This is a genomic window from Streptomyces sp. NA02950 (assembly GCF_013364155.1).
Taxonomy (GTDB): domain Bacteria; phylum Actinomycetota; class Actinomycetes; order Streptomycetales; family Streptomycetaceae; genus Streptomyces.
In genome coordinates, this window is record NZ_CP054916.1 from 8,516,348 (window position 1) to 8,542,206 (window position 25,859).

Sequence of the window (25,859 nt, forward strand, 5' to 3'; positions counted from 1 at the left end):
CGGGGAACCGCGCGACCGGCCACGGCCCAGCCGCGGACGAACGACCGTACCTCGCGGCACTTCCCGCGGAGCGCTCAGCGGACGGGGCGCCGCCCCACGCGTGGCGGGCCGGATTTCCGACCGTGGCGGAATCGGCGGGCCCGTGAGGTGCGGACGGCACTCACCGGCGGCACAGTGGCAGGACACGCCGCGCCCGCGCGGCTGCCGCATCCCGTGTCCGGTCCGCCCACGTCGCGAAAGCAGCCTCCATGATCTTCATCGCCGTCAAGTTCACCGTCCGCCCCGAGCGCAGTGCCGACTGGCTCGACCTCGTCGACGGCTTCACCCGGGCCACCCGCGAGGAGCCGGGCAACCTCTTCTTCGAGTGGTCCCGCAGTGTGGCCGACCCGCATCAGTTCGTCCTGCTCGAGGCGTTCGCCGACGCCGACGCGGGGGCGGCGCACGTCGAAAGCGCGCACTTCACGGCCGCCATGGAGACGATGGCCGACGCCATCGCCACCACCCCGGAGATCATCAACGTGGAGGTGCCGGGCCAGGGCTGGAACACCATGGCGGAGCTGACCCCGCGCCACCCGGCCTGAGCCGTCCGCCGCGCCCGGCCGTCCGATGGCGGGGCGGCCGGGGGCGCACCACACTGGTCCGCAGGGGTGCCCGGCCCCGGTCGGGTGCCGCACGGAAGGCCCGGACGCCGGGAGGACACCGCCATGCCCACGGAATCCCACGCCGGCCCGCTGCGTGTCCTGGTCCTCGGCGCCGCGCTGCGGGCGGGGTCGACCAATCTCCGGCTCGCCTCCCTGGTGGCCCGACTGATCGACGACACCGGTGCCACCGCCGATCTCGCCCCGCTGCACGAGTTCGACATGCCGCTGTACAACGGGGACGTGGAGGAGGCCCACGGGCTGCCACCGGGTGCGCTCGCCCTGCGCGACCGGCTGAAGAACAGCGACGCCTTCGTGATCGCGTCCCCCGAGTACAACGCGTCGGTGCCCGGGGTGCTGAAGAACGCCATCGACTGGGTGTCCCGGGTGCGGCCGCAGCCGTTCAAGACCAAGCACGCGCTGCTGGTGTCCGCCTCCCCGTCGATGGCGGGCGGCAACCGCGGGCTGTGGGTGCTGCGGGTGCCGCTGGAACACCTGGGCACCCGTGTCTACCCGGACATGTTCAGCCTCGCCAAGTCACACGAGGGGTTCACCGAGAACGGGGACCTCGTCGATCCGGGGTTGCAGACGCGGCTCTCCGAGACCGTCCGTGGCTTCCTCGGCCTGGTCGAGGCGGACATCCGCTACGGCTGCCTCCAGCGCCGGTGGTACGAGTTCCTGGGCGACCGCACCGGGGCGCCCGTCACCCAGCGGGCCGAGGACTAGGCCGGACTAGCCCTTGTCCGGTGGATCTTATCGGGCCCGCGACGTCTGGCACCGCGCCCCCGGCTACCGCTGGGAGGTGCCCCCGGCCGCGTGGTCGGAAGTCGCCCGGGTACGCCCAGGACGAGGGCGGTCCTCCGCCCTGCGATGCTCCCCCGGCTACCGCTGGGAGGCGCCCCCCCCGCACCAGACGCCGCGGGCCGACCCTCGCAGATCCACCGGACAGGGCCCAACGGCCTCCCGGTCACCGTTCTCACCACTCGGCGAACGCACCGTCCGCGTGGCGCCAGACGGGGTTGCGCCAGGCGTGGCCACGGCGGTCCGCCGCGCGCACCGCGACCTCGTCCACCTCGACACCGAGACCGGGGAGATCGGTGCGCGACAGATGTCCGGCGGTGAAGCGGAAGGGCTCCGGATCGGCCACGTAGTCGAGCAGTTCGGCGCCGTGGTGGTAGTGGATGCCGATGCTCTGCTCCTGGATCAGGAAGTTGGGGGTGGTGAAGGCGATCTGGAGGCACGCGGCCAGCGCCACCGGGCCCAGCGGGCAGTGCGGGGCCAGCTGTGCGCCGTACACCTCGGCGAGCGCGGCGATCCGGCGCAGCTCGGAGACACCGCCCGCGTGGGAGACGTCCGGCTGGAGCACGGCCACCCCGGCGCGCAGCGGCGCCATGAACGCACCGCGCTCATAGAGGCGTTCACCGAGGGCGAGGGGAACGGGGGAGGCGCTCACCAGGCCCGGCAGGGCGTCCATGTGCTCGGGGAGCACCGGCTCCTCCACGAACAGCGGTGCACTGTCGGCGAGCGGCGGAAGCAGCCGCCGGGCGTTGGCGGGGGAGACCCTGCCGTGGAAGTCGAGGCCGAAGTCGCGGTCGTCGCCCAGCGCGTCACGGGCGGTCTCGGCCCGCCGGACCACGGCGTGGATCTCGGCGCGGGTGGCCACCGGGGCCATCCGCCCGCAGCCGTTCATCTTCACGGCGGTGAACCCCGCCTCGGTCTGCGCCACGACCGCGTCCCGGATCTCGCTGGGCTCGTCGCCGCCGACCCAGGCGTAGGCCCGGACCCGGTCCCGTACCGGGCCGCCGAGCAACTGGTACACGGGGACGCCGTAGTGCTTGCCCTTGATGTCCCACAGGGCCTGGTCGAGTCCGGCGACGGCGCTGGAGAGGATTGGCCCGCCCCGGTAGAAGCCACCCTTGGTCATCACCTGCCAGTGGTCCTCGATCCGCATCGGGTCCCGGCCGGTCAGATACTCGGCCAGCACCTCGACGGCGGCCCGGACCGGTTCGGCGCGCCCCTCCACCACCGGCTCGCCCCAGCCGGTGACGCCCGCGTCGGTCTCCACCCGGACGAACATCCAGCGCGGCGGGGCCAGAAAGGTCTCTATACGGGTGATCTTCACGGGCTCCGTCCCCTTCCGGCGATGGGCGTGTGTGCCGACGATGGGTGGTCTTCCGCTGCCGGATGCGGCCCCTGACCTCGGCTCTCCCATCAGTTGTCATTAATTACCAATTATTCCGTGAGCCAGGAAGGCTGTCACGGCGGGCGGCGGAAACGACCATGCGCCCAGTCATGGCCCATTCGGGTTCCTGCGCTCATCATGCCGCCATGGCAGCGAACCTGACGCGTCGTCACATTCTTGGGCTGGCCGCGCTGCGGAGCGCCGCGGCCCTCGGGCTCACCCGTATCGGCCTCACCCCGGCGGCAGCCGCCACGAGCGCCGACCACGTCCCCGCCGTTGTCGTCGGTTCCGGCTACGGGGCCGCGGTCGCCGCGCTGCGGCTCGGCGAGGCCGGCATCCGCACCCTGGTCGTCGAGATGGGACGGCTGTGGGACGCCCCCGGTGCCGACGGCAGGGTGTACTGCACGATGACCTCACCCGACCGGCGCTCCATGTGGTTCAAGAACCGCACCGAGGCGCCGCTGTCCACCTTCCTGTGGCTGGATGTCATCAACCGGGACATCACCCCCTACCCCGGGGTGCTGGACCGGGTCTCCTTCCCCGGGATGTCCGTCTACGTCGGCCGTGGGGTCGGCGGCGGATCGCTGGTCAACGGCGGTATCGCCGTCACTCCGCCACGCGCCTGCTTCGAGGAGGTGCTGCCGCGGATCGACGCCGACGCGATGTACGGCACCTACTTCCCGCTGGCCAACCGGATGCTCGGCACGGGCACCGTCCCGTCCGCCTGGTTCGAGTCCACCGAGTGGTACGCCTACGCCCGGGTCGCGCGCTCCCAGGCACAGCGCGCCGGACTGAAGACCGTGTTCGTGCCCAATGTGTACGACTTCGACTACATGCGCCGCGAGGCCGCCGGGACCGCCACCAAGTCCGCCCTGGGCCAGGAAGTCATCTACGGCAACAACTTCGGCAAACGCAGCCTCGACAAGACCTATCTCGCGGCCGCGCTCGGCACCGGCAACGTCACCCTCCACACCCTCAGCCGCGCCAGGGCCGTACGGCAGGACACCGACGGCTCCTACGTCCTCACCGTGGACCGCATCGATGACACCGGCGCGGTCACCGCCACCGACGAGATCTCCTGCCGCTCGCTCTTCCTCGGCGCGGGCAGCCTCGGCACCACCGAACTGCTGCTGCGTGCCCGCGAGACCGGCGCACTGCCCCGGCTGAACGCGGAGGTGGGCCGGGGCTGGGGCGGCAACGGCAATGTGATGCTCGGCCGGGCCAATCACCTCTGGAACCCGACCGGGGCACATCAGTCCACCATCCCGGTGATGGCGATCGACGCCTGGTCCGACAGCAGGAATCCGGTGTTCGCCGAGATCGCGCCGCTGCCGGCCGGACTGGAGACCTGGGTCAGCCTCTACCTCGCCATCACCAAGAACCCCGAACGCGGCACCTTCACCTACGACGCGGCGCGGGACACCGCCGTCCTGAACTGGAGCCGCGGCCAGAGCGCCCCCTCGGTGGCCGCCGCCAAGGCCCTCTTCGACCGGATCAACCTCGCCAACGTCACGATCTACCGGTACGACCTCTTCGGCGACACCCGGGCCTTCGCGGACGACTTCTGCTACCACCCGCTGGGCGGCTGTGTGCTGGGACGGGCCACGGACACCTACGGCCGCGCGGCCGGGTACGAGCGGCTGTACGTCACCGACGGCTCGCTCATCCCGGGGTCCATCGGGGTCAACCCCTTCGTCACCATCACCGCCCTGGCCGAGCGCACCATGGCCCGTGTGCTGGCCGAGGACGACGTGGGCCGGTAGCCACCCCCACCTGGTCCGAACGACCCCTGATCGGCGGGTATGTTGTCCGAACACGTGGTGTCGGAACACGATCAGGTGCACGGGGTGTCGGAGGAATGATGGGTACGGTGCGGGCCGCGCGGAACACCAAAAGCGCCGGGGCCACAGGGACACCGCCGGCGTCCGGCCCCTCCCGCACCTGGCCCACCTCGCTCCTATGGGCACTGATCGTTCCGGTGTTGAGCACCCTGGCGGGCTGCTTCGCCCAGTACCCGTACGGCATGTGGCTCGGCATTCCCCTGGTGTTCTTCGCCGCCGGTGCCGCGGCGGTCGTCGCCGGGGGGCTGTGGCACCGCGCGGGCGCGGCCACATCGGCGTGCGTCGCGGCCTTCGTCCTCGCGTTCTTCGCCGGGCCCGCGCTCTACGAGCTCTACGCGAAGGAGGCCGGGGACGCCGTCGACGCCGTGGTGACCCGGACGGGACACCGCAAGAGCATCAGGAACAAGGATCTGGAAGCCTGCACCGTGGTCGACACCTCAGGCGCCGTCCACCACATCTCCCAGCAGCAGAACTGCTTCGGCCAGTTCAAGGCCGGACAGCGGGTGGTCCTGTACAAGGACCCGGCCGGGCTTCTCGACCCCTTCGCCGACACTCCCGGCAACCGTGCCCCGGACACCACCGGACTGGCCGTCTCCGCCGGGCTGTTCGCGCTCACCGGAGTGAGCGTGTTCCTCGCGGGGCAGCGACGGCGCTGACGCCGCGGCCGCCCCGGCGGCTGCTCTACGTGAAGGGGAGGGTGAGCCAGGGGCTCGCCGGATCGGTGGTCAGGATGCGATGCGCCGTGAGCATGTCCTCGTACCAGCTGCCGAACTCCTCCTCGTCGAAGTGGAGACAGCGCCCGAGGATGTACGCGGCGGAGAACTCCTCCCAGGAGCGGTAGTTGGCCTGCGCCGCGCGACTCGCCCGCAGTACCGCGTGCTCGGCCTCGGGCAGGGTGCAGAACCGGGCGGCCAGCCCCCAGCGGGCCATCCCCGAGGCCCGGCCGTAGTCCCACGCCTCCACGGTGCGGATGAACTTCCCCTCGGCCAGCAGCCCGTCCGCGCGGAACCGGGCCTCGTACCGGGCGATCCGCCCGATCAGCCGCTGCACCCCCGCGACCTGCGCCTCCACCTCCGAGCTCTCCCGCGGCTCGGCCTTGGTGACCCCGTCGGGGGTGATCCGGAACTCGGCCTCGGCCGCGTTGCGCCGCAGCACCCGCTCGGCCACCGCCCGCCAGTGGTCCACCCCGACCGGCCCGGCGAAGTCCAGGGCCAGCGAACGGCGGACACCGAGCGCGAACTCCCAGACACCGCTGATCATCTCGGCGGTGAGCAGCACCTCCTGGGTGCGCTGCCACTCCTCGCGACTGGTGACCCCCCACCACTCCTTGAGCCGGTTGCGCTCGCTGGTGTAGCCACCGCCGTGGTAGGCCATGGCGTTCCACAGCTCACCGTTCTTCACGAACAGCAGCGCCGCGCAGGCCAGTCCATGGGCCACCGGCCCTTCCGTGGCCCCGCCGGTGTCCAGTCCGCGCAACTCGAGGTGGGAGTGGCCGCAGCCCGAGGCGTTCTGGGCGTGCTGCTTCCACAGGGCCCGCTGCGCGGGTCCCGCCGGGAAGAACGTCTCACACGGAGTGCCGGGGTTGATGACGATCCACGGCGGATCGTCATGCCGCCACTCGTCGGCGAACCAGCCCAGGGACTGCGAGAGGAAGACCGTCTCCGGATGGGGAGCGGGGAGCATGCCCTCGGTGAGCACCGGCAGACACTCCGCCCGGACCTGCTGGTACCAGTACGGGGTGAACCGCACGGTCCTCGGATGCGCCTGGAGCCGGGTGTAGGAGTCGGCCACGAACAGATCCGTACGCGCCAGCACATCGAAGTACGCGGACCAGTCACCGCGGTTCTTCGCCTCGTACAGCTCCCGCTCGACACGGCTGGGCGCCTGCCATGCCGCCATCGCCCCGTGGCCGCCGTGTTGTTCCGGCCCGGCGGCGAGCCCCTCCCCGTTCCCCATGTCGGTCAACCCTATCTACCCGAGCGCGGCGAGCACGAACAAGGACAGCACCCACAACACCGGCACGAGTACCACGAGCGAGGCAGGGCGCTGGAAAACGGGCCTACCGACGTCCGGGCGCGCACCGAACGGGTCATGCCCCGGGTCCGGCAGCTTGTTGATCTTCGAACGCGCCACCAGGTCCACGACGATCGTGAACGGGTTGAACAGCGCCGCCGAGAACGGACTCCACCACCCCTGCCACAGCGTCCTGCTCATCATGTCGCGGAACACCGAGGTGCCGCAGATCCGGCAGAACGGCCCCTCCAGCTTGCGGAAGGTCATCATCACCAGCAGCCCCTGATGGCTGCGGATGGTGACGTCCGCCGCGGGGAACCCACCGCAGATCCGGCAGGCGTGCTGACCGTGGACACCGGAATGGGGGTACGCCCCGGGCTGCGGGTGCCCGCCGGGCGGGCCGTACGGGCCCGCCTGCCCGTACGCACCGGGCTGGGCGGGGGCACCGGGTATCGGCGGCGGTGCCTGCTGCACCTGCGGGCCTGCCGGAGCCTGGGGTGCGCCGTACCCGGTACCGGGAACCGCGCCGTAGGGATTTCCGGGCGGTGGTGGCTGTGACATGAACGTCCCTTGGAAGACATACGCATGGACAGGTCAAACCTATCGTCCACGGCTGTCCGGTCAGCCCAGCGCCCGGTCGAGGTTGAAGGCGGCACTGATCAGGGCGAGGTGGGTGAACGCCTGCGGGAAGTTGCCGCTCTGCTCGCCGGTGCGCCCGATCTCCTCCGCGTACAGCCCGAGGTGGTTGGCGTAGGTCAGCATCTTCTCGAAGGCCAGCCGGGCCTCGTCCACCCGGCCCGCCCGGGCCAGGGCCTCCACGTACCAGAACGAGCAGATCGAGAACGTGCCCTCCTCGCCCGGCAGCCCGTCCGGGCTGCGCTGCGGGTCGTAGCGGTAGACGAGCGAATCGGACACCAGCTCCTCGCCCAGGGCGTCCAGGGTGGACAGCCACTTGGGGTCGGTGGGGGAGATGAACTTGGCGAGCGGCATCATCAGCACGGCGGCGTCGAGCACGTCGTCGCCCTCGTGCTGGACGAAGGCACGCCGTGCCGGGGACCAGCCGTTCCGCATGATCCGCCGGTAGATGGCGTCGCGCGCCCGCGCCCAGCGGAGGGTGTCCGCGGGCAGGCCGCGGCGGGAGGCGATCCGCATGGCCCGCTCGATCGCGACCCAGCACATCAGCTGCGAGTACAGGAACCGCTGGTCCCCGACCCGGGTCTCCCAGATCCCGCGGTCCGGCCGGTCCCAGTGGTCGCAGACCCAGCCGACCAGGTCACCGATGGTGTCCCAGTGCTCGCTGGACAGCGGCTGGCCCCATTTGTCATAGAGGTAGAGGGAGTCCACCAGGGCGCCGTAGATGTCCAGTTGGAGCTGTTCGACCGCCTTGTTGCCGATGCGGACCGGCGCCGAGCCCAGATAGCCCTCCAGATGGGGCAGTTCCTCCTCGGGGAGGTCGCTGCGGCCGTCGATGCCGTACATGATCTGAAGCGGTCCGCGCGGGCCCTCCTGGAGGCGGATGTTCTCGGACAGGAAGCGGACGAAGTCCTCGGCCTCCTCGGTGAAGCCCAGCCGAAGCATCGCGTAGATGCAGAACGCGGCGTCGCGGATCCAGACGTAGCGGTAGTCCCAGTTGCGGGTGGAGCCGAGCAGCTCCGGCAGGCTGGCGGTGGGGGCGGCCACGATGGCACCGGTCGGGGCGTAGGTGAGGAGCTTGAGGGTGAGCGCCGAGCGGTGCACCATCTCCCGCCACCGCCCTCGGTAGCGGGAGTGGGACAGCCAGCGGCGCCAGTACCGCACGGTGGCACCGAACTGCTCCTCGGCCTCGGCCAGCGGGCAGGACCGGGGCCGGACCGAGTCGCCGATACGGTCCAGGGCGAAGACCGCGCTCTCGCCCTCGACCAGTTTGAAGGTGGACACCGCGTCCTGGCCGTCGGCCTCGAGGGTGACGCTGGTGGTCAGCGCGAGCGACAGCTCGGGGGAGGCGAAGACGGTGTGGTCGTGGCCGATGTCCAGGGTGTGGGTCCGCCGGCCGTAGTCGAAGCGGGGGGCGACCCGCGCGGTGAACGGCATCGATCCGCGGACGCACAGCACCCGGCGGATCAGCCGGTGCCGGTCGGCCTCCCGGGAGTCGTCCACGATCGGCATGAAGTCCTGGACCTCGGCGACCCCGTCGTCCGCGAAGAACCGGGTGATCAGGATGTTGGTGTCGGGGAAGTAGAACTGCTTGTTCCGTACCGGCACATCCGGGGAGAGGTCGAAGGACCCGCCGCGGTCGGCGTCCAGGATCGAGGCGAAGACGCTGGGGGCGTCGAACCGGGCGCAGCAGTACCAGTCGATGGTGCCGTTCGTCCCCACGAGCGCGGCCGTCCGCAGATCGCCGATCAGTCCGTGCTCGGCGATGGGGAGGTAACGGGGCGCGTCCGCCTTGCGGGGGCGGAGGATTCCTTCGGGCGCGGTCATCCGGACCTCCCGCGCTTAAGGGGGCAGGAGCTCTTCAGTTCTCAGGGTACGACCAGCCGGCCGGGGCGACGAATCTGCCGCCACCGCCGGTACCGGGCAGCTGCCGCCGGGCGGGACGGTCAGCTGCCCTCGGGGTTACGGGGCGCGGCCAGCCAGGACGCGACGGCCGCCGCGATGGGCTGGCCGGTCTCCAGCTCGATAAATCCGAACTGGCCGCCTTGATTGCACTCCAGGAACCACCAGATGCCCTCCTCGTCCTCGGCGAAGTCGAAGGCCCCGTAGGCGAGATTGGTGAGTGACATGTACTCGTGGACCGTGCGAACGATTCTGTCGGGCACTTCCACCGGCTCCCACAGATGTCCATGGAAGCCGAAGCGGCCATCCACCTGGTCGGCGGCGGCGACCTTACGCGCTGCGAACAACTGGTCACCGACACAGATCAGCCGGATGTCGGCTTGTTTAAGAATGTACTGCTGGAGAAGGGTGGCCCCCGCGGCGACGTCCGAGAAATCCGTTTCGGGCCCGATGCGGGTGGTCGGGAGGGTGACCGGAGGATCGACGCTGGGCGGACCGGAGGTGGATTTCACGACGATGTCGCGGAACGCGGCCGCGAACTCATGGGCCGCCCGGGGATACGTGGTGACGAGAGTGGCCGGGACGGCGAAACCGCTCCGCTGGGCAATCCTTAACTGGAAGGGTTTGCAGCGGGCCAGCACGGCGGCGCCGGGGTGGTTCATCCAGCGGGCCGTCGTGGCGTACAGCATCCCGTACAGGGCCTGGCCGCACTCGGCGGTCAGCCACTCCGAGGGCTCCTCGGCGTGGGCCGCGGGCTCTCCCGGCCTGCGCACCCAGATGGAGCGCAGGCCGTGCATGCTCATCAGGCGTCCGCCCGTCGACAGATAGCCGGTGAAGTCACCGCGGTCGAAATCGACCGACAGGGCGGCGTCCCGGGGAAGGTCCGCGGGGTCGAAGCGGACGAGGGGGACGCCGCGTTCGCGCAGCTCCGCCACCACCAGGTCCGCCGTCACATCCTGGCGGCACGTCAGGATGAGTACCGTCATCGAAGTTCTTATCGGTCAGTCGTCGAAGTGCGTCTTCGAACCAGCTGTTGAGGTGGTCGTGCCGGTGGCAAGAAGCACCGCCCGGTCGGCGATGGCCGGACGCCCGTCAGAAAGTACATTCAACTGCAGGGCGACGTTATACGAGTAGGGAACAATCACCGGCGATTGGTCGGCCGGGATTGTGTGGCTCAGTGCAAAAGGCTGCATGAGTGACCTCTTGTGCTCCATGAATTGTTCCAACCGTCACGCAACGGTACGCACCAAAAGTGTAGGAGACTCTCTACGAACTGTTATGTCATTTCTATGTCGGTATGAAATACGTCACAAGGGTGGTCCCGTACTCATTCGGGTACACCCGGTCATGACCACTTCATCTCCGGACGGGAAGTCATGTGGAGTGCGTACGAGGTGAAGTGACGACTCAGAGTGAGGAAGAGGAGATGAAGCCCGGTCCGGTCAGCGGTTGTTCCTGCTGGGGGAGGACGAGGGTGCGGGTCGGCAGCGGGATCTCGATGCCCTCCGCGCGGAACCTACCGTGCAGTTCCTTCATGAACTCATGTCTGATCAGGTACTGGTCGCTGAACTCCAGGGCGCGCAGGAACACCGAGAAGTCGACGCCCGACTCGCCGAACGTGTGGAACCGCACCGTCGTCTCGTGGTCGGCGACCCCGCCGGAGACGGCGGCCATGACCTTCCCGGCCACCTCCACCGTCACCCGCTCCACATGGGCGAGGTCGCTTCCGTAGCCGACCCGTCCCTGCACCATGACCGACATCTGCTGTTCCGGCTGGTGATAGTTGGTCATGATGGTACTGCCCAGTTTGGCGTTCGGGATGATGACGAGATTGTCCGAGAGCTGTCGCACCGCGGTGTTGCGCCAGTTGATGTCCACCACATAGCCCTCCTCCCCGCTGCTGAGCCGGATGTAGTGCCCCGGCTGCACCGTCTTGGAGGCGAGGATGTGCACCCCCGCGAACAGATTGGCCAGAGTGTCCTGAAGGGCCAGCGCCACCGCCAGACCGCCCACGCCCAGCGCCGTGAGCAGTGGCGCGATCGAGACCCCCAGCGTCTCCAGCAGCACCAGCATCCCCATCGCCAGTACCGCGATCCGCGTGATGTTGACGAAGATGGTGGCGGTTCCGGCCACTCCGGAGCGGGACAGCGCCAGCGTCCGCACCAGATCGGCCACCACCCGTGCCGCCGTGACCGTGGTGACCAGGATCAGCACTCCGATGAGTATCCGGTTCACGTTGTGGCCGACCGAGGGGGTCAGCGGCAGTGCCGCGGCCGCCGCCGAGGCGCCCGCGGCCAGCGCGGCCCACGGCGCAAGGCTGCACAGGGTGTCGACGATGATGTCGTCACCGCTCCACCGGGTTCTCCGGGTCCGTACCCCCAGCCAGCGCAGACCCACTCGAAGCAGCAGACCGATCGCCACACTGCCGAGCAGTGCCGCGCCGACCACGATGATGTCGTGCAGTGTGAGCGCACGGTTCATCGGTCACCACCCCCTGTCGCCGCCGGTGCGGAGTGCTGTCCGGACTGCTGTTCTGTCACGCTGTCACCTGCTCGAGCCGGGAACTACGGGCGTGCCGGGGCACATCCGTTCGGCCCCGGCCCAAGGTGCCTATCCTGCCCCATACGGGGAGTGGCCCGGACGGCGGTCACCGCTCGCTGTCCGGATGGCGACGCCGGCCCGGGCGTCCCTCCAGAGCCACTGGAATCCCGCCCCTTTGTGGTGAAATGACGCAGCATGGGGACTCAGCGGTACGAAGCGGACCGGACCTGGCCGTGCGTCGTGGCCGCCTACGCCTTTGTGGTCACCATGGCCGGTACCACGCTGCCCACCCCGCTCTACGACCTCTACCAGCGGTGGCTGAACTTCTCCCCGTTCATGTCCACGGTGATCTTCGCCGTCTACGCCCTCGGCGTCATCGCCGCACTCCTGCTGTTCGGCCGTCTGTCCGACGCCATCGGCCGGCGTCCCGTCATGCTGGCCGCCCTGGTGCTGTCGGCCGCCAGCGCGCTGTGCTTCCTCGACGCGGACGGCCTGCCGGAGCTGTTCGCGGGCCGTACGCTGTCGGGGCTCTCGGCCGGGCTGGTCACCGGCACCGCCACCGTGACCGTCATCGAACTGGCGCCCCCGCGGCTGCGGAACTCCTCCACCCTCGTCGCGACCGTCGCCAACCTGGGCGGGCTGGGCCTCGGTTCCCTGCTGGCGGGCACGCTCGCGCAGTGGGCCCCGGCGCCGCTGCGGCTGGTGTTCGTGGTGGATCTCGTCCTGGTGGCGGTGGCCGCGGCCGGAGTGCTGGGCCTCCCCGAGACCGTACCGCGCACCGGCCGACCACCGCTGCGACCGGAGCGGCTGCGGGTGCCCCGCGAGATGCGCTCCACCTTCGTGGCCGCGGCCATGGCCGGATTCGCGGGCTTCGCCACCCTCGGGCTGTTCACCTCGGTGACCCCCACCTTCCTGCTCGACGTGGAGGACGAACGGGACCTCGCCGTCGCCGGTGGTGTGGTGTTCTCCGTGTTCGCCGCCTCGCTCGGCGGCCAGCTGCTGGCACAGCGCCTGGGCATCCGGCGGGCACTGCCCTCGGGGTGCGCCCTGCTGGTGGCGGGCATGGCCGCCATCGCGGGATCGCTGGCCGCCGCGTTACTGCCGCTCCTGGTGCTCGGCGCGGTGGTCGCGGGCACCGGCCAGGGTCTTTCGTTCCACGCCGCGGTGCGGGCGGTGACCCAGCGGAGCCCGGCCGGGCGGCGCGCCGAGGTCACCTCCGCCCTGTTCGTGCTGATGTACCTGGCGATCTCGATCCCGGTGATCGGGGTCGGGGCGCTCTCCGTCGCGGTCGGGGTACGGACCGCCGGGCTGATCTTCACCGGCTGTGTGGCCCTGCTGGCCACCGCCACCCTGCTCCGGCTGCCGCGCCACGGCGACCTGGAGGAACAGCCCGCGGCGCATAGGGGCCACTAGGGGCACAAATCCCCCGGTCCACTCCCTTACTCTCCGGAACCGACAAGAAGTCATCGACGAGTGAAGGGAGTCCGGTTGTGGCGGCGGTACTCATCACCGGGTGCGGCAGCGGTATAGGTCTGGAGACGGCCCTGCGGTTCGCCGGGCGGGGCGACCACACCTACGCCACCCTGAGGAATCCGGCCAAGGCAGCCCGGCTGAAAGAGCGCGCCGCCGCCGTCGGCGCGGAGGTCGAGGTGCTGGCCCTGGACGTCACCGACGACACGTCCGTCACCACGGCGGTCCGTACAGTGGAGGAACGACACGGCGCGGTGGACGTCCTGGTGAACAACGCCGGGATCGATGTCACCGGGCCGGTGGAGGCCATGCCCCTGGAGTGGGCACGCACCCTGATGGAGACCAACTTCTGGGGGCCGCTGCGCACCATCCGCGCCGTACTGCCCGCCATGCGGGCCCGTGGCGCCGGTGTCATCGTCAACGTGAGCTCCGCGGCGGGCCGGGTCCCGTCGGTGCCCTACGGCGGGTTCTACGCGGCCAGCAAGTCCGGGCTCGGCGCCCTCAGCGAGGCGCTGTCCGGCGAGGTGGCGCGGTTCGGGGTGCGGGTGGTCTGCCTGGAACCGGGCAGCTTCGCCACCGAGGTCCATACGCGCCCGGCGACCCGCGAGGCGGTCGCGGACGATCCGTACGCGGCCGACGAGGCATGGCTCACCCGCTTCCTGGCGGGGGTCGGCGAGGCGGCCGGGGACCCCGGTGTGGTCGCCGACGCCATCGTCGGGGCCGTCGAGAACCCCGCCACCCCGCTGCATCTCCCGGTCGGTCGGGACGCGGAGATGGCGGTGGAGTTCCTCGGCACGGTCGGCTTCGAGGAGTGGCTGCCGCAGTTCGTCGCGCGGGCGGAGACCATCGCGGGCCCGCGCCCCTGACCCCGCCCGGTGCGCACCACACGGCCCGGATCCATGACGGTTGGGGGCGGATCCGGGCCGTGAGCCGTGTGCCGGGCCCGTCTAGGGGCGCTCGGCGTGTGCGATGAGCCGGATCACCTGGGCCGGGCACATGTCGGCCGCCTCGCGCACCTCCTCGTGGGCGCTCTCCGGCGGCTCCTCCTGGAGCAGCTCCACGATGCCGTCCTCGCCCTGGTCGAAGACGTCAGGGGCGAACATGGCACACTGGCCGGCCCCCACACACTTGTCGGGGTCGATGCTGAGGCGCATGAGGCCGTTCCTCGTTTCGGTGGTCCGATGGGGCGGCGGCGGCCCGAGAAGTGCCGTGGTCACCAGGTGACGGGCAGTTCGTAGACGCCGTAGACCATGGCGTCGTCCTTGAACCGCAACTGGTCTAGCCCGGTGGCCAGTTTCAGACCGGGGATCCGGCGCAGCAGGGTGCCGTAGACCACCTCCAGCTCCACCCGGGCCAGGTTGGCGCCGATGCACTGGTGGATGCCGTAGCCGAAGGCCAAGTGGCTGCGAGCCTCTGTGCGGTGGATGTCGAAGGTGTCCGGGTCGGGGAAGACGGTCTCGTCGTGGTTGGCCGCGTTGTTGAGGGCGAGGATGCCCTCACCGGCGCGGATGACCGTGCCGTCGAGGTCGATGTCCTCCAGGGCGACCCGCGCGGTGCCCGAGTCGGAGATGCTGAAGGTGCGCAGCAGCTCCTCGATGGCCCCGGGCAGCAGCGAGGGATCGTTCCGGACGGCCTCCAGCTGCTCGGGGTGTTCCAGCAGCGCCAGCACCCCGAGGGAGATCATGTTGGCGGTGGTCTCATGGCCGCCCACCAGCATCAGCCGGGCCATGGTGACGACGTCGACGTGGTCGGCGATCCGCTCCTCGCGGTTCTTCTCGATGAACCTGCTGATCAGATCGTCGCCCGGCTGGTTCTCCTTCGTGGTGACCAGCTTGTCCAGATAGGCGTCCAGGGCGGCCACCGAGGCCCCGTACTCCTCCGGGCTGAGGTCGTGGTTCATCATGTTCGCCGACCACTCCTCGAACTGCGGGTGGTCCTCGTAGGGCACACCGAGCAGTTCACAGATCACCAGGGAGGGCACGGGCAGCGCGAGCGCGGTGACCAGGTCCACCGGTCCGCCCGCGGCGAGCATCGCGTCGATCCGCTCGTCCACGATCTCCTGCACCCGCGGCCGCATCTCCCGGACCCGGCGGGCGGTGAACTCGGGGATCAGCATCCGGCGCTGCGCGGTGTGGTCCGGCGGATCCATCGACAGCAGCATCAGCCGCACCTGCTGGAGCATCTCCTCCGGGATGTGGAACTGGTGCGGATAGCCGGGCAGTTTCAGGTTCGAGCTCACCCGCGAGTCGCTGAGCACCTTCTTGACGTGCTCGTGCGTGGTGACCAGCCAGGTGGGCTTGCCGTTGACCTTGAGGACGGCACGGGACACCGGCTCGTCCCGGCGCAGCTCCGCGTACTCCGGGGGCGGGCTGAAGGGACAGGTGCGCCGCTTCGGGAACGGGGGGTGCGGCGCCGTCTCGGCGGTCTGCTCTGCGGACTGGGTCATGGCGCCCTCTCGGAACTCTTTCTGGGTGGGGGACGGGGATGTCGCCGACTGCCGCCGGGTGACCGGCGGTGACCGGCCGTTACCAGGTGACGGGCAGTTCGTAGATGCCGTAGACCATGGCGTCGTCCTTGAACCGCAACTGGTCCAGCCCGGTGGCCAGTTTCAGACCGGGGATCCGGCGGAACAGCGTGCCGTAGACGATCTCGAGCTCGAGACGGGCGAGGTTCTGGCCGATGCACTGGTGGATGCCGTAGCCGAACGCGAGATGGCTGCGGACCTCCCGGCGGTGCACATCCAGCCGGTCGGGCTCGGGGAAGACGGTCTCGTCGTGGTTGGCCGCGTTGTTGAGCGGCAGGATGCCCTCCCCGGCCCGGATGGTGACCCCGCCGAGCTCGATGTCCTCCAGCGCCACCCGGGCGGTGCCGGAGTCGGAGATGCTGAAGAAGCGCAGCAGCTCCTCCACCGCCTTGGGCAGCAGCGCGGGATCGTCCTGGACGATCTTCAGCTGGTCGGGGTTCTCCAGCAGTGCCAGGGTGCCCAGGGCGATCATGTTGGCGGTGGTCTCATGGCCGGTCACCAGCATCAGCCGGGCCATGCTCACGATGTCGGCGTGCTCGACGGCCGGCTCCGCGCGGTTCTGCTCGATCAGCCGGCTGATCATGTCGTCACCCGGCTCGGACTCCTTGGCGGTCACCAACCCGTCCACGTACTGGTCGAGTTCGTAGTGGGCGCGACCCCGGTCCTCCTCACTGATCTCGTGGTTCATGATGGCCCACGCCCACTTCTCGAACCGCGGATGGTCCTCGTAGGGGACACCCAGCAGTTCACAGATCACATAGGAGGGCACCGGCAGCGCCAGCGCCGTGACCAGGTCAACCGGTCCGCCCGCGGTCAGCATCTCGTCGATCTGCCGGTCCACGATCGCCTGCACCCGGCCGCGCAGCGCACGCATCCGCCGGAGGCTGAACTCCGGTGCCAGCATGCGGCGCTGGACGGTGTGGTCCGGCGGATCCATCGACAGGAAGGTCAGCGGGACCGCCTGGAGCATCTCCTCCGGGACCGGCACCTGCAACGGATAGCCGGGCAGCTTCAGATTCGAGGTCACCCGCGCGTCCCCGAGCACCTTCTTGACGTGCTCGTGCGTGGTGACCAGCCAGGTGGGCTTGCCGTTGACCTTGAGGACGGCACGGGACACCGGCTCGCCCTCGCGCAGCTTCGCGTACTCCTCCGGCGGACTGAACGGGCAGGAGCGCGCCATCGGGAACGGCGGATGCACGGTGTCGTGCTGATCGGCGGATGGGGTCATGGTGCCCTCTCGAACTCGATACGGGGTACGCGCCGGACGTCGGGATACGACGGCGGACGGGGCGGGCGCGGAGCGGGGGAGCCCCCGCGCCCGGATCGCCGTGGCCGCGGCCTTCGTCGACCGCCTCTTCGCACGCTAATCAGCCCGCTCCGCGCACCACACCCCTAGTGGCCCCAGGACCGAACGGCCCCGGCCGGGCGGCGCGGACCCCGGGGCCCGCTGGAGAGCTGTGCCGTCATCCCCAGTGGATCGGCGAGCGGCGCCGGATGCGGTCAGTCGCAAGGCGGAGGGCCGCCCTCGTACCGGGCGTACTCGGGTGATCCCGACAACGTGGCAGGGGGGCACCTCCCGGGCGAGGCCTGGGGGCGGCCGCAGCCGGCGGGAGCCCGATGGGGATGACGGGACAGCCCTTAGGGGCGGCTAGGGGTCCAGCCGGGGCGAGCGGCCGCGTTAGCGTCGAGCCCGGATCACGGTGGTGTGTCGTCCCGTGTCCCGAGTCGCCTGCCCGGCCGCAGGTCCTCGTGTTCCTTCCTGCGCCCCAGGGCGTCATCCCGCCCGTCGAATGAGGTGGTTCACTGTGCACCCGGCCCCCAGTGCGAAGGGAACCGTTCCCTTCGGGGAGTACCGGACCTGGTACCGGGTCACCGGTGAGCTCGGCGCGGGCAGACCACCCGTCGTCGCCGTCCACGGCGGCCCGGGCAGCACCCACGACTACCTGCTGGGGCTGACCGCACTCGCCGCCGAGGGCTGGCCGGTTGTCCACTACGACCAGCTGGGCAATGGCGGATCCACCCATCTGCCCGACCGGGGCGCTGACTTCTGGACCGTTGACCTCTTCCTCGCCGAACTGGACAACCTGCTCGCCCGCCTCGGCATCGCGGACGACTACGTGCTCTTCGGACAGTCGTGGGGCGGACCGCTGTGCGCCTCGCACGCCATGGGACACCCGGCCGGACTGCGCGGGCTCGTGGTGGCCAACGCCCCCGCCTCGTACCCGGTGTGGCTCAGCGAGATGGCGGTGCTGCGCGACCGGCTGCCGTCCGATGTCCAGCAGACACTGCTGCGCCACGAGGCGGCGGGCACCTATGACACCGAGGAGTACCTGGCCGCCATGCGGGTCTTCTACAACCGCCATGTGTGCCGGGTCCAGCCGTGGCCGCAGGACTTCCTCTCCTCCTTCATGGAGATCTACAACGACCCGACCGTGTACGCCACCATGAACGGGCCCAACGAGTTCCATGTGATCGGCACCCTGAAGGACTGGGACATCACCGACGGGCTCGACGCCGTCCGCACCCCGACCCTGCTGATCAGCGGCCGCCACGACGAGGCCACGCCGGTGTGCATGGGGCCGTACGCGGAACGGGTGCCCGGTGCCCGGTGGGAGCTCTTCGAGCACTCCAGCCATCTGCCCCACCTCGAGGAGCCGGAGCGGTTCCTCGAGGTGATGACCGACTTCCTGAAGGGCCTGTAGCGCCCCATGGCACACCTAGCGCCCCCCGCACACGCAGCGCCCCACCGCATAACGGCATAAGTGAGGAACGGAATCCATGGGATCCGAAACGGCTCTCGTCTTCCCCGGTATGGGCCCGTCCGCCTTCTCCGACGTCGGCAGGTTCATGGTCGTCAACCCGTACGCCCGGGAGCTGGTCGCCATCGCCGACGAGGTGCTGGGCTACTCCCTGCTGGACACCTTCCGGCGGACCGAGGGCGACTACTCCGAGGCCGCGCAGGTCGCGTTCCTGGTGAACTGCCTGGCCAGCGCCCACTGGGCGCGGGAGAGCCTCGGTCTCGAACCCGCGCTGTGCACCGGCCCCAGCTTCGGCGAGAAGGCCGCTCTCGCCTGGTGCGGGGTACTGCCCCCGGACGAGGCGATACGGCTCACCGCCGAGCTGGCCCGCTGCATGGACGCCTACTTCGCCGTCGAACACCGGGACATCGTCACCCTCTCCTTCGTCCGCACCCCCCGGGAGAAGCTGGACGAGATCCTCGCCGACTTCGAAGCCGACGGCGAGTGGCACGACATCTCCTGCTACGTCGACGACGGCTTCTTCATGGTCTCGCTGCGCGAGACCCGGGTGGAGTGGATGGAGCAACGGCTGCGCGCCGTCGGCGGGATGCCGCTGTACACCATGCGTCCGCCCATGCACGCCGCCGCCTTCGGCCCGCTGCGGGACAAGGCCGAACGGGAGGTGCTGGCCGGCTTCGACTTCGCCGACCCGCGGCTGCCGATCGTGGCCGACCAGGACGGCCGACCGCTGCGTTCGGCCGAGGACGTACGCACCATGCTGCTCGACAGCTTCGTACGCCCCCTGGACTGGCCCCGCGTCGTGGACGCGCTCGCGCTCTCCGGTGTGAAGCGCGTCCTCGTCGCCGGACCCGACAGCCTGTTCGGCCGGACCACCTGCACCACCAGCACCTTCGAGGTCATCGCCGCCCATCCCCGGCGCGCCATGACACCGCGGCGCAGGCCACTCGTCGCGTGATTCGACCCCGACCCTTGGAGCCCTGATGTGGGACGACCAGTTCGAAGCGATACTGCGCACCTTCCTTCCCTTCCTGCCCCCGGACGAGCCGCTGGCGAGCGATGTCAAACTGCGTGACCTGGGACTGGACTCGCTGGGCATGGTGCAGCTCCTGGGCACGCTGGAGCAGGCCTACGGGGTGCGCTTCCTCGACGGCGCGCTGACCATGGAGACGTTCGAGAGCGCGGGTGTGCTGTGGAAGACCGTGGAGAACATGCTGCCCCGCGGTGAGGGCTAGGCGGACCGCGGCCATGGACCCCACCGTGGACGTCACGCTGTCCGGACGCTTTCTGCGCGGGCTGGCGGTCTCGCCCGACCGGCCCGCGGTCCGCGCCGGCGAGACGGAGCTGAGCTACCGGGAACTGCACGAGCGCGCGCTGCTCATGGCGGGCTCCGTACTCGCGCGAGCGGCAACCCCGCCCCGTGCCATCGGTGTGCTGGCGGGCAAGGACCCCTCGGCGTACGCGGCCGTCCTCGCCGGTCTCTACACCGGTGTCACGATGGTGCCGCTGCAACCCGCCTTTCCCGCCCTGCGCACCCGTCAGATGATCGACGCGGCCGGGGTCGAGGTGCTGATCGCCGACGACGCCTCGCTGCCCGCGCTCACCGCCCTGCGCAAGGAGACCGGGCTCGATCTGCCGGTGCTCCACGCTCCCGGTGGCCATCTCCTGCCCGAGGTGCCGCTCGACCCGGACTGCGCGCTCAAGGCGCCGCTGCCGGCCCGGCCATCGGACATCGCCTACATCCTGTTCACCTCGGGCTCGACCGGCCGCCCGAAGGGCGTTCCGGTCACCCACGCCAACACCCATCACTACTTCGGCCTCCTGGACCGCCGGTACGACTTCGGCCCCGGGGACGTGTTCTCGCAGAGCTTCGACCTCAACTTCGACTGCGGGATGTTCGACCTGTTCTGCGCCTGGGGCGCCGGGGCCACCCTGGTGGCGCCGCCCCCGCAGGCCTACCGCGAACTGCCGGAGTACATCGCCGCGCAGGGGCTGACCGTCTGGTTCTCCACCCCCAGCGCCATCGCGCTGGTCCGCCGCATGGGCGGGCTGCGACCCGGCGCCATGCCCTCGCTGCGCTGGAGCTTCTTCGCCGGTGAGGCGCTGAGCTGCCAGGACGCACAGGACTGGGGCAACGCCGCGCCGTACGCGGTGCTGGAGAACCTGTACGGACCGACGGAACTGACCATCACCGTCAGCTCCCACCGGTGGACCGGGGAGCGCGCCCTCCACGACATGGTGCCCATCGGCGCCGTGCACGAAGGACACCGGACGCTGCTGCTCGGCGACGACGGCGAGGAGAGCGCGACCGAGGGCGAACTGTGCGTCGCCGGACCCCAGCTCACCCCCGGCTATCTCGACCCCGCCGATGACGCCGGCCGCTTCTTCACCCGCCACGGCCGCCGCTGGTACCGCACCGGCGACCGGGTCCGGCGCGCCGATGACGGCACCACCCTGCTCTATCTGGGCCGTACCGACGCCCAGGTCCAGGTGCACGGGGTGCGGGTGGAACTGGCCGAGGTGGACGCGGCGGTCCGGCGCTGTCCGGGGGTGCGGGACGCGGTCACCGTGCCCGTGCCTGTCGACGGCAGCACCGAACTGGCCGTGTTCTACACCGGCGACGTGGTGCCGCCGGTCCGGCTCGCGGGCGAGGTGCGGCAGTACTTGCCCGCCGCGGTCGTCCCCAAACGCTACCGCCACCTGGAGGCGTTCCCGCTGAACTCCAACCGGAAGACCGACCGCAGAAGTCTCGCCCTCCAGGCCGCACAGGAGGGCTCTGAGGAAAGGCAGTACGGGGCGCAGTGAACCGTAACTCGACATCGGATCCCCGGCGCGGTGTGCTGGTGCACACCCTGCTGGACGAGGCCACGGCGGACACCGGCCCCGGGGCCGTGGCCGTCAGCGACCCGGGCGGGCGGTGGACCTACTCCGAGCTCAGCGCGTACAGCCACGCCGTGGACGCGTGGCTCGAGGCGCGTGGCATCGGGCCCGGCGACCGGGTGCTGGTCCAGGTGCCCAGCACCCGTGAACTGGTGGCGCTGTTCTACGGCGCCTCCCGGCGCGGCGCGGTGTTCGTCCCGGTCAACACCGGGATGAAGGACTACCACCTGACGTCGGTGCTCGCCAACGCCGAACCCCGGCTCGCCGTCGTCGCCGACTCCGCGGTGGAGCGCATCGCGGGCTTCTCCGCGGCGCCCGTCCTCGGCGTCGACGCCGTCTGGGAGGAGGTGTCCGCGCTGCGCGCACGGGACGCCCGGGCCACCGGCGGCGCGGAGTTCGACGCGGAGGCCGTCGCGGTGCTCGTGTACACCTCGGGCAGCACCGCGGCGCCCAAGGCCGTCATCTGCCCGCACGGCCGCATGGTCTTCGCCTCGGAGGCCATTCAGCGGGAACTCGGCTACCGCCCCGACGACGTGGTGTTCTGCCGGTTCCCGATCTCCTGGGACTACGGCCTGTACAAGATCCTGCTCACCGCCCTGGGCCGGTGTGAACTGGTCCTGGCCGACGGGGAGTCGGACCTGGTGCTGCTCAAGCGGATCCGCGAGTGCGGGGCCACGGTGGTGCCCATCGTGCCCTCGCTGGCCACCATGATCGTGACGCTGGCCGGGCGCGAACCGGCCGCGGAGTCGCGGGTGCGGATGTTCACCAACACCGGTGCCGCGCTGCCCCGGGCCACCGCCGAGGGCCTGCGCACCGCGTTCCCCGGCTCCGAGGTGGTGCTCCAGTTCGGCCAGACCGAGTGCAAGCGCATCTCCGTCCTGCGGCCGGAGTTCCAGGCCAGCAAGGGCGCCTCGGTGGGCCGCCCGCTGCCCGGCACCACGGTGTACGTCGTCGACGAGCACGGCACCGCGCTGCCGACCGGTGCCACCGGCGAGATCGTGGTCGAGGGACCGCATGTGATGCCCGGCTACTGGCGGGCCCCCGAGATCACCGAGCGCACCTTCCGCCCCGCCCCGGACGGCGGGCTCCGGCTGCACACCGGCGACTACGGCCACCTCGACGAGGACGGTTTCCTCTACTACGAGGGCCGCCGGGACGACATGTTCAAACGCAAGGGCGTCCGGATGAGCACGATGGAGATCGAGGCCGCCGCCACCGACATCGCCGGTGTCCGCGCCGCCGCCGTCCTGCCGCCCGAGGACGACCGCGACCTCGCGGTGTGCGTCGAGGGCGACATCGCCCCGCACACCGTGCTGCGGGAGCTGGCGCGGCGGCTGGAGCCCGCCAAGGTACCCGGTCTGTGCCGGGTCGTCGACGAGCTTCCGCTGACCCTCCACGGCAAGCACGCGCGACGGCGGCTCGCCCAGTTCTTCGAAGGGACTCCCTCGTGATCGGCCATACGGAGCTCGCCAAACGCTTCGGCACCCCCGCGTACGTCTACGACCTCGACCGGGTCCGGGCGGCCCGGCGCGATCTGCTCGCCGCGCTGCCGGACGCGATGCACGTGTTCTACGCGGCGAAGGCCAATCCGCATCCCGAGATCCTGCGGGAGATGCGCGGCCGCGGTGACCGCTGCCGGGCCGAGATCTCTTCCGTCGGAGAGCTCGCCGCCGCCCTGGAGGCCGGGTTCTCCGGCGCCGACATCCTTTACACCGGCCCCGGCAAGACAGACGAGGAGCTGACCGAGGCGCTGGCCAAGGGGGTGCGGCTGTTCTCCGTCGAATCGCCCGGCGATCTGCGGCGGGTGGGCGCGGCGGCCGGACGCCTGGGTGTGGTCGCCGACTGTCTGCTGCGCGTCAACAGCGTCAGCGCCAGCGCCACCACCAGTATCCGGATGACCGGTGTGCCCTCCCAGTTCGGCTTCGACAGCGAGACGCTGCCCGCGCTGCGCGAGGAGGTGACCGGTGTCCCCGGGACGAACGTGGCGGGACTGCACTTCTTCCCGCTGAGCAACGCCGAGGACGAGGCGAGCCTCATCGCCGAGTTCCGGCACACCATCGAGAAGGCCGCCGAACTCCAGGAGCGGCTCGGGGTGCGTTTCCGGTTCGTCGACATCGGCGGCGGGTTCTCCGCCCCGTACGCGGTGACCGGGGAACGCCCCGTCTACGGCGGGCTGCGGGAGGCGCTCGGCGACGCGCTGGACACCCACTTCCCCGGCTGGCGGGACGGCGGTCCGCGGATCGCGTGCGAGTCGGGGCGCTATCTCGTGGGCGACAGCGGCACCCTGCTGGTCGGCGTGGTCAACGTCAAGGAGAGCCGCGGCCGCCGCTTTGTCATCCTGGACGGCGGGATCAACACCTTCGGCGGGATGTCCGGCCTCGGCCGTATCCTGCCGGTCTCTGTACAGCCCGACGAGGCGGTGCCCGGGACCGGTGAACCCGCCATGCTGGTGGGCCCGCTGTGCACCCCGGGCGATGTGCTGGGCCGGGACGTGGCACTGGTGGACCCGGCCCCCGGGGACCTCCTCACCGTGCCCAACGCCGGGGCCTACGGGGTGACGGCCAGCCTGCTGATGTTCCTGGGCCGCCCCGCGCCCGCCGAGGTCGTCGTGCGCGGCCCGGAGGTGGTGTCCGTGTCCCGGATCGAGCACCTCCGCACCTACGTCCACGGGCAGGCCCTTCGATGAACACCTCCGCAGCCGTCCCGGTCCCGGCCGGCGCGGCGGCCCCCGCGGCCGTCGAAGCGCCCGTCCTGGTCGCCGGGGGGATCTCCGACTCGCACACCTGGAACCTGGTCTTCCTGCAACTGCTGCTGGAGGAACACGGCCACACCGTCGTCAACCTCGGCCCGTGTGTCCCCGAGGAGCTGCTGATCTCCGAGGCGCTGGCCCGGCGGCCCGCGCTGATCGTGATCAGCAGTGTCAACGGCCACGGCTACCAGGACGGCATGCGCACCATCACCCGGCTGCGGGAACACCCCGGTCTGGGCGGGCTGCCGGTGGTCATCGGCGGCAAGCTGGGCATCTCCGGCACGCTGAGCGCGGCGGAGCGGACCCGGCTCAGAGGCGCCGGATACACCGCGGTGTTCGACGACACCCCGGAGGGCGTCCGGTCCTTCGCCCGGCTGCTCGGCACGCTTCCGCAGCGGGCCCTGGTGTGACCGGCGGGGGGTTCGGCGCGTTCGTCCGCCGGGCTCACCGGGCCGGGGACCTCGTGGTGCAGCCCCGGATGGGGATGAGCGAACCGGCCCGGATGCGGGCCGGTCTGCTCGCCACCAAGGCCGCCGCCGGAACCACCGTCGGCACCCTCACCATCGACAGCTACACCCGGGTCGGGGATCTGGAGTCGGCCGGACTCGCCCTGATGGAAGGGGTGTCGCTCAACGGCTACCCGATCGCCAGCCATGACCCGGACACCACCCGGGGCGTCCTGGAGGGCGCGTACGGCGAGGACTTCCCCGTCCAGGTCCGCCACGGCTCGGCCGCCCCCATGGACATCTTCCGGGCGCTGACGGCCGTCGGCCTGGACGCCTCCGAAGGCGGACCCGTCTCGTACTGCCTGCCCTACGGTCGCATCCCGCTGAGCGAGTCGGTGGCCAACTGGGCCCGCTCGACCGAGTTGTTCGCCCGGCTGCGGGAGGACGGCGGGCATCCGCATCTGGAGACCTTCGGCGGCTGTATGCTCGGCCAGCTCTGCCCGCCGAGTCTGCTGGTGGCCATCAGCGCGCTGGAAGCGCTGTTCTTCTACCGCCACGGACTGCGCAGCATTTCCGCCAGCTATGCCCAGCAGACCGATCACCGGCAGGACATCGAAGCGGTGGCCGCATTGCGCAGGCTCTGCGCCGAGTTGCTGCCGGACGCCGAATGGCATGTGGTCGTCTACGCCTACATGGGGCTCTATCCGGTCACCCCGGAAGGGGCCTACCGGCTGCTGGGCCGGGCGGCCGAACTGGCCGTGGTGTCGGGTTCCGAGCGGCTGATCGTGAAGACCGTCGCGGAATCCGTGCGCATTCCGACGGTGGAGGAGAACGTCAGCGCACTGGAATACGCGGCGACCGCGGCGGCCGCGGCACGCCGCACCGTGGCCCAGGTCCCCGCCGACACCGGATCACAGATCTACGCGGAGGCATCCGCACTGGTCACCGCCGTACTGAATCTGGCGGAGGACCTGGACCAGGCGATTCTGCTGGCGTTCCGCCGCGGTTATCTCGACGTTCCCTACTGTCTGCACCCGGACAACGCCGGGCGCAGCAGAAGCTATATCGACGCCGGGGGGCGGCTGCGCTGGGCGGACATCGGCGGAATGCCCCTGACCGGAATCGTTAACACCCGCGATTCCCGCACCATCACCTCCGGTGAACTGCTCGCTTCGCTGTCCTATGTCCGCCGGACGTTCGACCCGGAGACGCTCACGGCGCCGCCCGGCGGCAACGCCCTCGGCTCTAGGGGCGGTTAAGGGTGGGGCCGCGGTACGGACGTCT

24 protein-coding genes are annotated in these 25,859 nt (G+C 70.6%); 14 read left to right on the plus strand and 10 right to left on the minus strand.

Annotated features, from left to right (window positions below):
• Nucleotides 1-248: 248 nt before the first annotated feature.
• Nucleotides 249-581: a putative quinol monooxygenase gene (locus HUT19_RS36740; RefSeq protein WP_176184949.1), complete on the plus strand. Its 333-nt coding sequence runs from the start codon at nucleotides 249-251 to the stop codon at nucleotides 579-581.
• A 123-nt stretch (nucleotides 582-704) separates the two neighbouring features.
• Nucleotides 705-1,364 carry an NADPH-dependent FMN reductase gene (locus HUT19_RS36745; protein ID WP_176184951.1) on the plus strand — a complete coding sequence of 220 codons (660 nt, stop codon included), beginning with the start codon at nucleotides 705-707 and terminating at the stop codon, nucleotides 1,362-1,364.
• A gap of 250 nt (nucleotides 1,365-1,614) precedes the next feature.
• On the opposite strand, the gene dgoD is transcribed toward HUT19_RS36745, so the two are convergent.
• Nucleotides 1,615-2,760: a galactonate dehydratase gene (dgoD, locus tag HUT19_RS36750; RefSeq protein WP_176184953.1), complete on the minus strand. Its 1,146-nt coding sequence runs from the start codon at nucleotides 2,758-2,760 to the stop codon at nucleotides 1,615-1,617.
• Nucleotides 2,761-2,966: 206 nt separating this feature from the next.
• Here dgoD and HUT19_RS36755 point away from each other — a divergent pair, with 206 nt between their 5' ends.
• On the plus strand, nucleotides 2,967-4,583 hold the full coding sequence (locus tag HUT19_RS36755; protein ID WP_176184955.1) for a GMC oxidoreductase: 1,617 nt from the start codon (nucleotides 2,967-2,969) through the stop codon (nucleotides 4,581-4,583).
• A gap of 218 nt (nucleotides 4,584-4,801) precedes the next feature.
• Nucleotides 4,802-5,317 carry a hypothetical protein gene (locus HUT19_RS36760; RefSeq protein ID WP_176184957.1) on the plus strand — a complete coding sequence of 172 codons (516 nt, stop codon included), beginning with the start codon at nucleotides 4,802-4,804 and terminating at the stop codon, nucleotides 5,315-5,317.
• Between the two features lie 25 nt (nucleotides 5,318-5,342).
• On the opposite strand, the gene HUT19_RS36765 is transcribed toward HUT19_RS36760, so the two are convergent.
• The 6 genes from HUT19_RS36765 to HUT19_RS36790 form a co-directional block, all read right to left on the minus strand.
• Nucleotides 5,343-6,617 carry a DUF1266 domain-containing protein gene (locus HUT19_RS36765; protein ID WP_176184959.1) on the minus strand — a complete coding sequence of 425 codons (1,275 nt, stop codon included), beginning with the start codon at nucleotides 6,615-6,617 and terminating at the stop codon, nucleotides 5,343-5,345.
• 15 nt (nucleotides 6,618-6,632) lie between these two features.
• Nucleotides 6,633-7,235, minus strand: coding sequence for a hypothetical protein (locus HUT19_RS43645; RefSeq protein WP_254885982.1), 603 nt, complete (start codon nucleotides 7,233-7,235; stop codon nucleotides 6,633-6,635).
• A gap of 60 nt (nucleotides 7,236-7,295) precedes the next feature.
• The gene (locus HUT19_RS36775; RefSeq protein ID WP_176184961.1) at nucleotides 7,296-9,134 is read right to left on the minus strand and encodes a glycoside hydrolase family 15 protein; all 1,839 of its coding nucleotides are present in this window, start codon (nucleotides 9,132-9,134) and stop codon (nucleotides 7,296-7,298) included.
• 119 nt (nucleotides 9,135-9,253) lie between these two features.
• The gene (tgmB, locus tag HUT19_RS36780; protein WP_176184963.1) at nucleotides 9,254-10,195 is read right to left on the minus strand and encodes an ATP-grasp ribosomal peptide maturase; all 942 of its coding nucleotides are present in this window, start codon (nucleotides 10,193-10,195) and stop codon (nucleotides 9,254-9,256) included.
• Between the two features lie 15 nt (nucleotides 10,196-10,210).
• Nucleotides 10,211-10,402: a putative ATP-grasp-modified RiPP gene (gene tgmA, locus HUT19_RS36785; RefSeq protein WP_176187743.1), complete on the minus strand. Its 192-nt coding sequence runs from the start codon at nucleotides 10,400-10,402 to the stop codon at nucleotides 10,211-10,213.
• Nucleotides 10,403-10,616: 214 nt separating this feature from the next.
• Nucleotides 10,617-11,690: a mechanosensitive ion channel family protein gene (locus tag HUT19_RS36790; protein WP_176184965.1), complete on the minus strand. Its 1,074-nt coding sequence runs from the start codon at nucleotides 11,688-11,690 to the stop codon at nucleotides 10,617-10,619.
• 255 nt (nucleotides 11,691-11,945) lie between these two features.
• On the opposite strand from HUT19_RS36790, the gene HUT19_RS36795 reads away from it, so the two are divergent.
• Nucleotides 11,946-13,163 (plus strand): MFS transporter, encoded by a 1,218-nt coding sequence (locus tag HUT19_RS36795; protein WP_176184967.1) that lies wholly within the window; start codon nucleotides 11,946-11,948, stop codon nucleotides 13,161-13,163.
• A gap of 77 nt (nucleotides 13,164-13,240) precedes the next feature.
• Nucleotides 13,241-14,086: an SDR family oxidoreductase gene (locus tag HUT19_RS36800; RefSeq protein WP_176184969.1), complete on the plus strand. Its 846-nt coding sequence runs from the start codon at nucleotides 13,241-13,243 to the stop codon at nucleotides 14,084-14,086.
• Nucleotides 14,087-14,167: 81 nt separating this feature from the next.
• On the opposite strand, the gene HUT19_RS36805 is transcribed toward HUT19_RS36800, so the two are convergent.
• The 3 genes from HUT19_RS36805 to HUT19_RS36815 all read right to left on the minus strand — a co-directional run bounded on the left by HUT19_RS36805 (nucleotide 14,168) and on the right by HUT19_RS36815 (nucleotide 16,972).
• On the minus strand, nucleotides 14,168-14,374 hold the full coding sequence (locus HUT19_RS36805) for a ferredoxin (protein ID WP_176184971.1): 207 nt from the start codon (nucleotides 14,372-14,374) through the stop codon (nucleotides 14,168-14,170).
• A 59-nt stretch (nucleotides 14,375-14,433) separates the two neighbouring features.
• Complete coding sequence (locus tag HUT19_RS36810) at nucleotides 14,434-15,666, minus strand: cytochrome P450 (protein WP_176184973.1); 1,233 nt, start codon at nucleotides 15,664-15,666, stop codon at nucleotides 14,434-14,436.
• A 79-nt stretch (nucleotides 15,667-15,745) separates the two neighbouring features.
• A complete protein-coding gene (locus HUT19_RS36815) occupies nucleotides 15,746-16,972 on the minus strand; it encodes a cytochrome P450 (RefSeq protein ID WP_176184974.1) in 1,227 nt (408 codons plus the stop codon).
• 577 nt (nucleotides 16,973-17,549) lie between these two features.
• Between HUT19_RS36815 and HUT19_RS36820 the strand changes: the two genes are divergently transcribed.
• From HUT19_RS36820 to HUT19_RS36855, 8 genes are all read left to right on the plus strand, one after another.
• Entirely contained in the window at nucleotides 17,550-18,446 is an 897-nt protein-coding gene (locus HUT19_RS36820; protein WP_217712324.1) for a proline iminopeptidase-family hydrolase, read from the plus strand.
• 76 nt (nucleotides 18,447-18,522) lie between these two features.
• Nucleotides 18,523-19,458, plus strand: coding sequence for an ACP S-malonyltransferase (locus HUT19_RS36825; RefSeq protein ID WP_176184976.1), 936 nt, complete (start codon nucleotides 18,523-18,525; stop codon nucleotides 19,456-19,458).
• Nucleotides 19,459-19,483: 25 nt separating this feature from the next.
• A complete protein-coding gene (locus HUT19_RS36830; RefSeq protein WP_176184977.1) occupies nucleotides 19,484-19,735 on the plus strand; it encodes a phosphopantetheine-binding protein in 252 nt (83 codons plus the stop codon).
• A gap of 13 nt (nucleotides 19,736-19,748) precedes the next feature.
• A complete protein-coding gene (locus HUT19_RS36835; RefSeq protein ID WP_176184978.1) occupies nucleotides 19,749-21,305 on the plus strand; it encodes an AMP-binding protein in 1,557 nt (518 codons plus the stop codon).
• On the plus strand, nucleotides 21,302-22,831 hold the full coding sequence (locus tag HUT19_RS36840) for an AMP-binding protein (RefSeq protein ID WP_254885983.1): 1,530 nt from the start codon (nucleotides 21,302-21,304) through the stop codon (nucleotides 22,829-22,831). Before HUT19_RS36835 ends, HUT19_RS36840 begins: the two co-directional genes overlap by 4 nt.
• Entirely contained in the window at nucleotides 22,828-24,066 is a 1,239-nt protein-coding gene (locus HUT19_RS36845) for a type III PLP-dependent enzyme (RefSeq protein WP_176184979.1), read from the plus strand. Before HUT19_RS36840 ends, HUT19_RS36845 begins: the two co-directional genes overlap by 4 nt.
• A complete protein-coding gene (locus HUT19_RS36850; protein ID WP_176184980.1) occupies nucleotides 24,063-24,539 on the plus strand; it encodes a cobalamin B12-binding domain-containing protein in 477 nt (158 codons plus the stop codon). The genes HUT19_RS36845 and HUT19_RS36850 overlap by 4 nt, the downstream gene beginning before the upstream one ends.
• The gene (locus HUT19_RS36855) at nucleotides 24,536-25,834 is read left to right on the plus strand and encodes a methylaspartate mutase (RefSeq protein ID WP_176184981.1); all 1,299 of its coding nucleotides are present in this window, start codon (nucleotides 24,536-24,538) and stop codon (nucleotides 25,832-25,834) included. Before HUT19_RS36850 ends, HUT19_RS36855 begins: the two co-directional genes overlap by 4 nt.
• The last annotated feature ends 25 nt before the right edge of the window (nucleotides 25,835-25,859 follow it).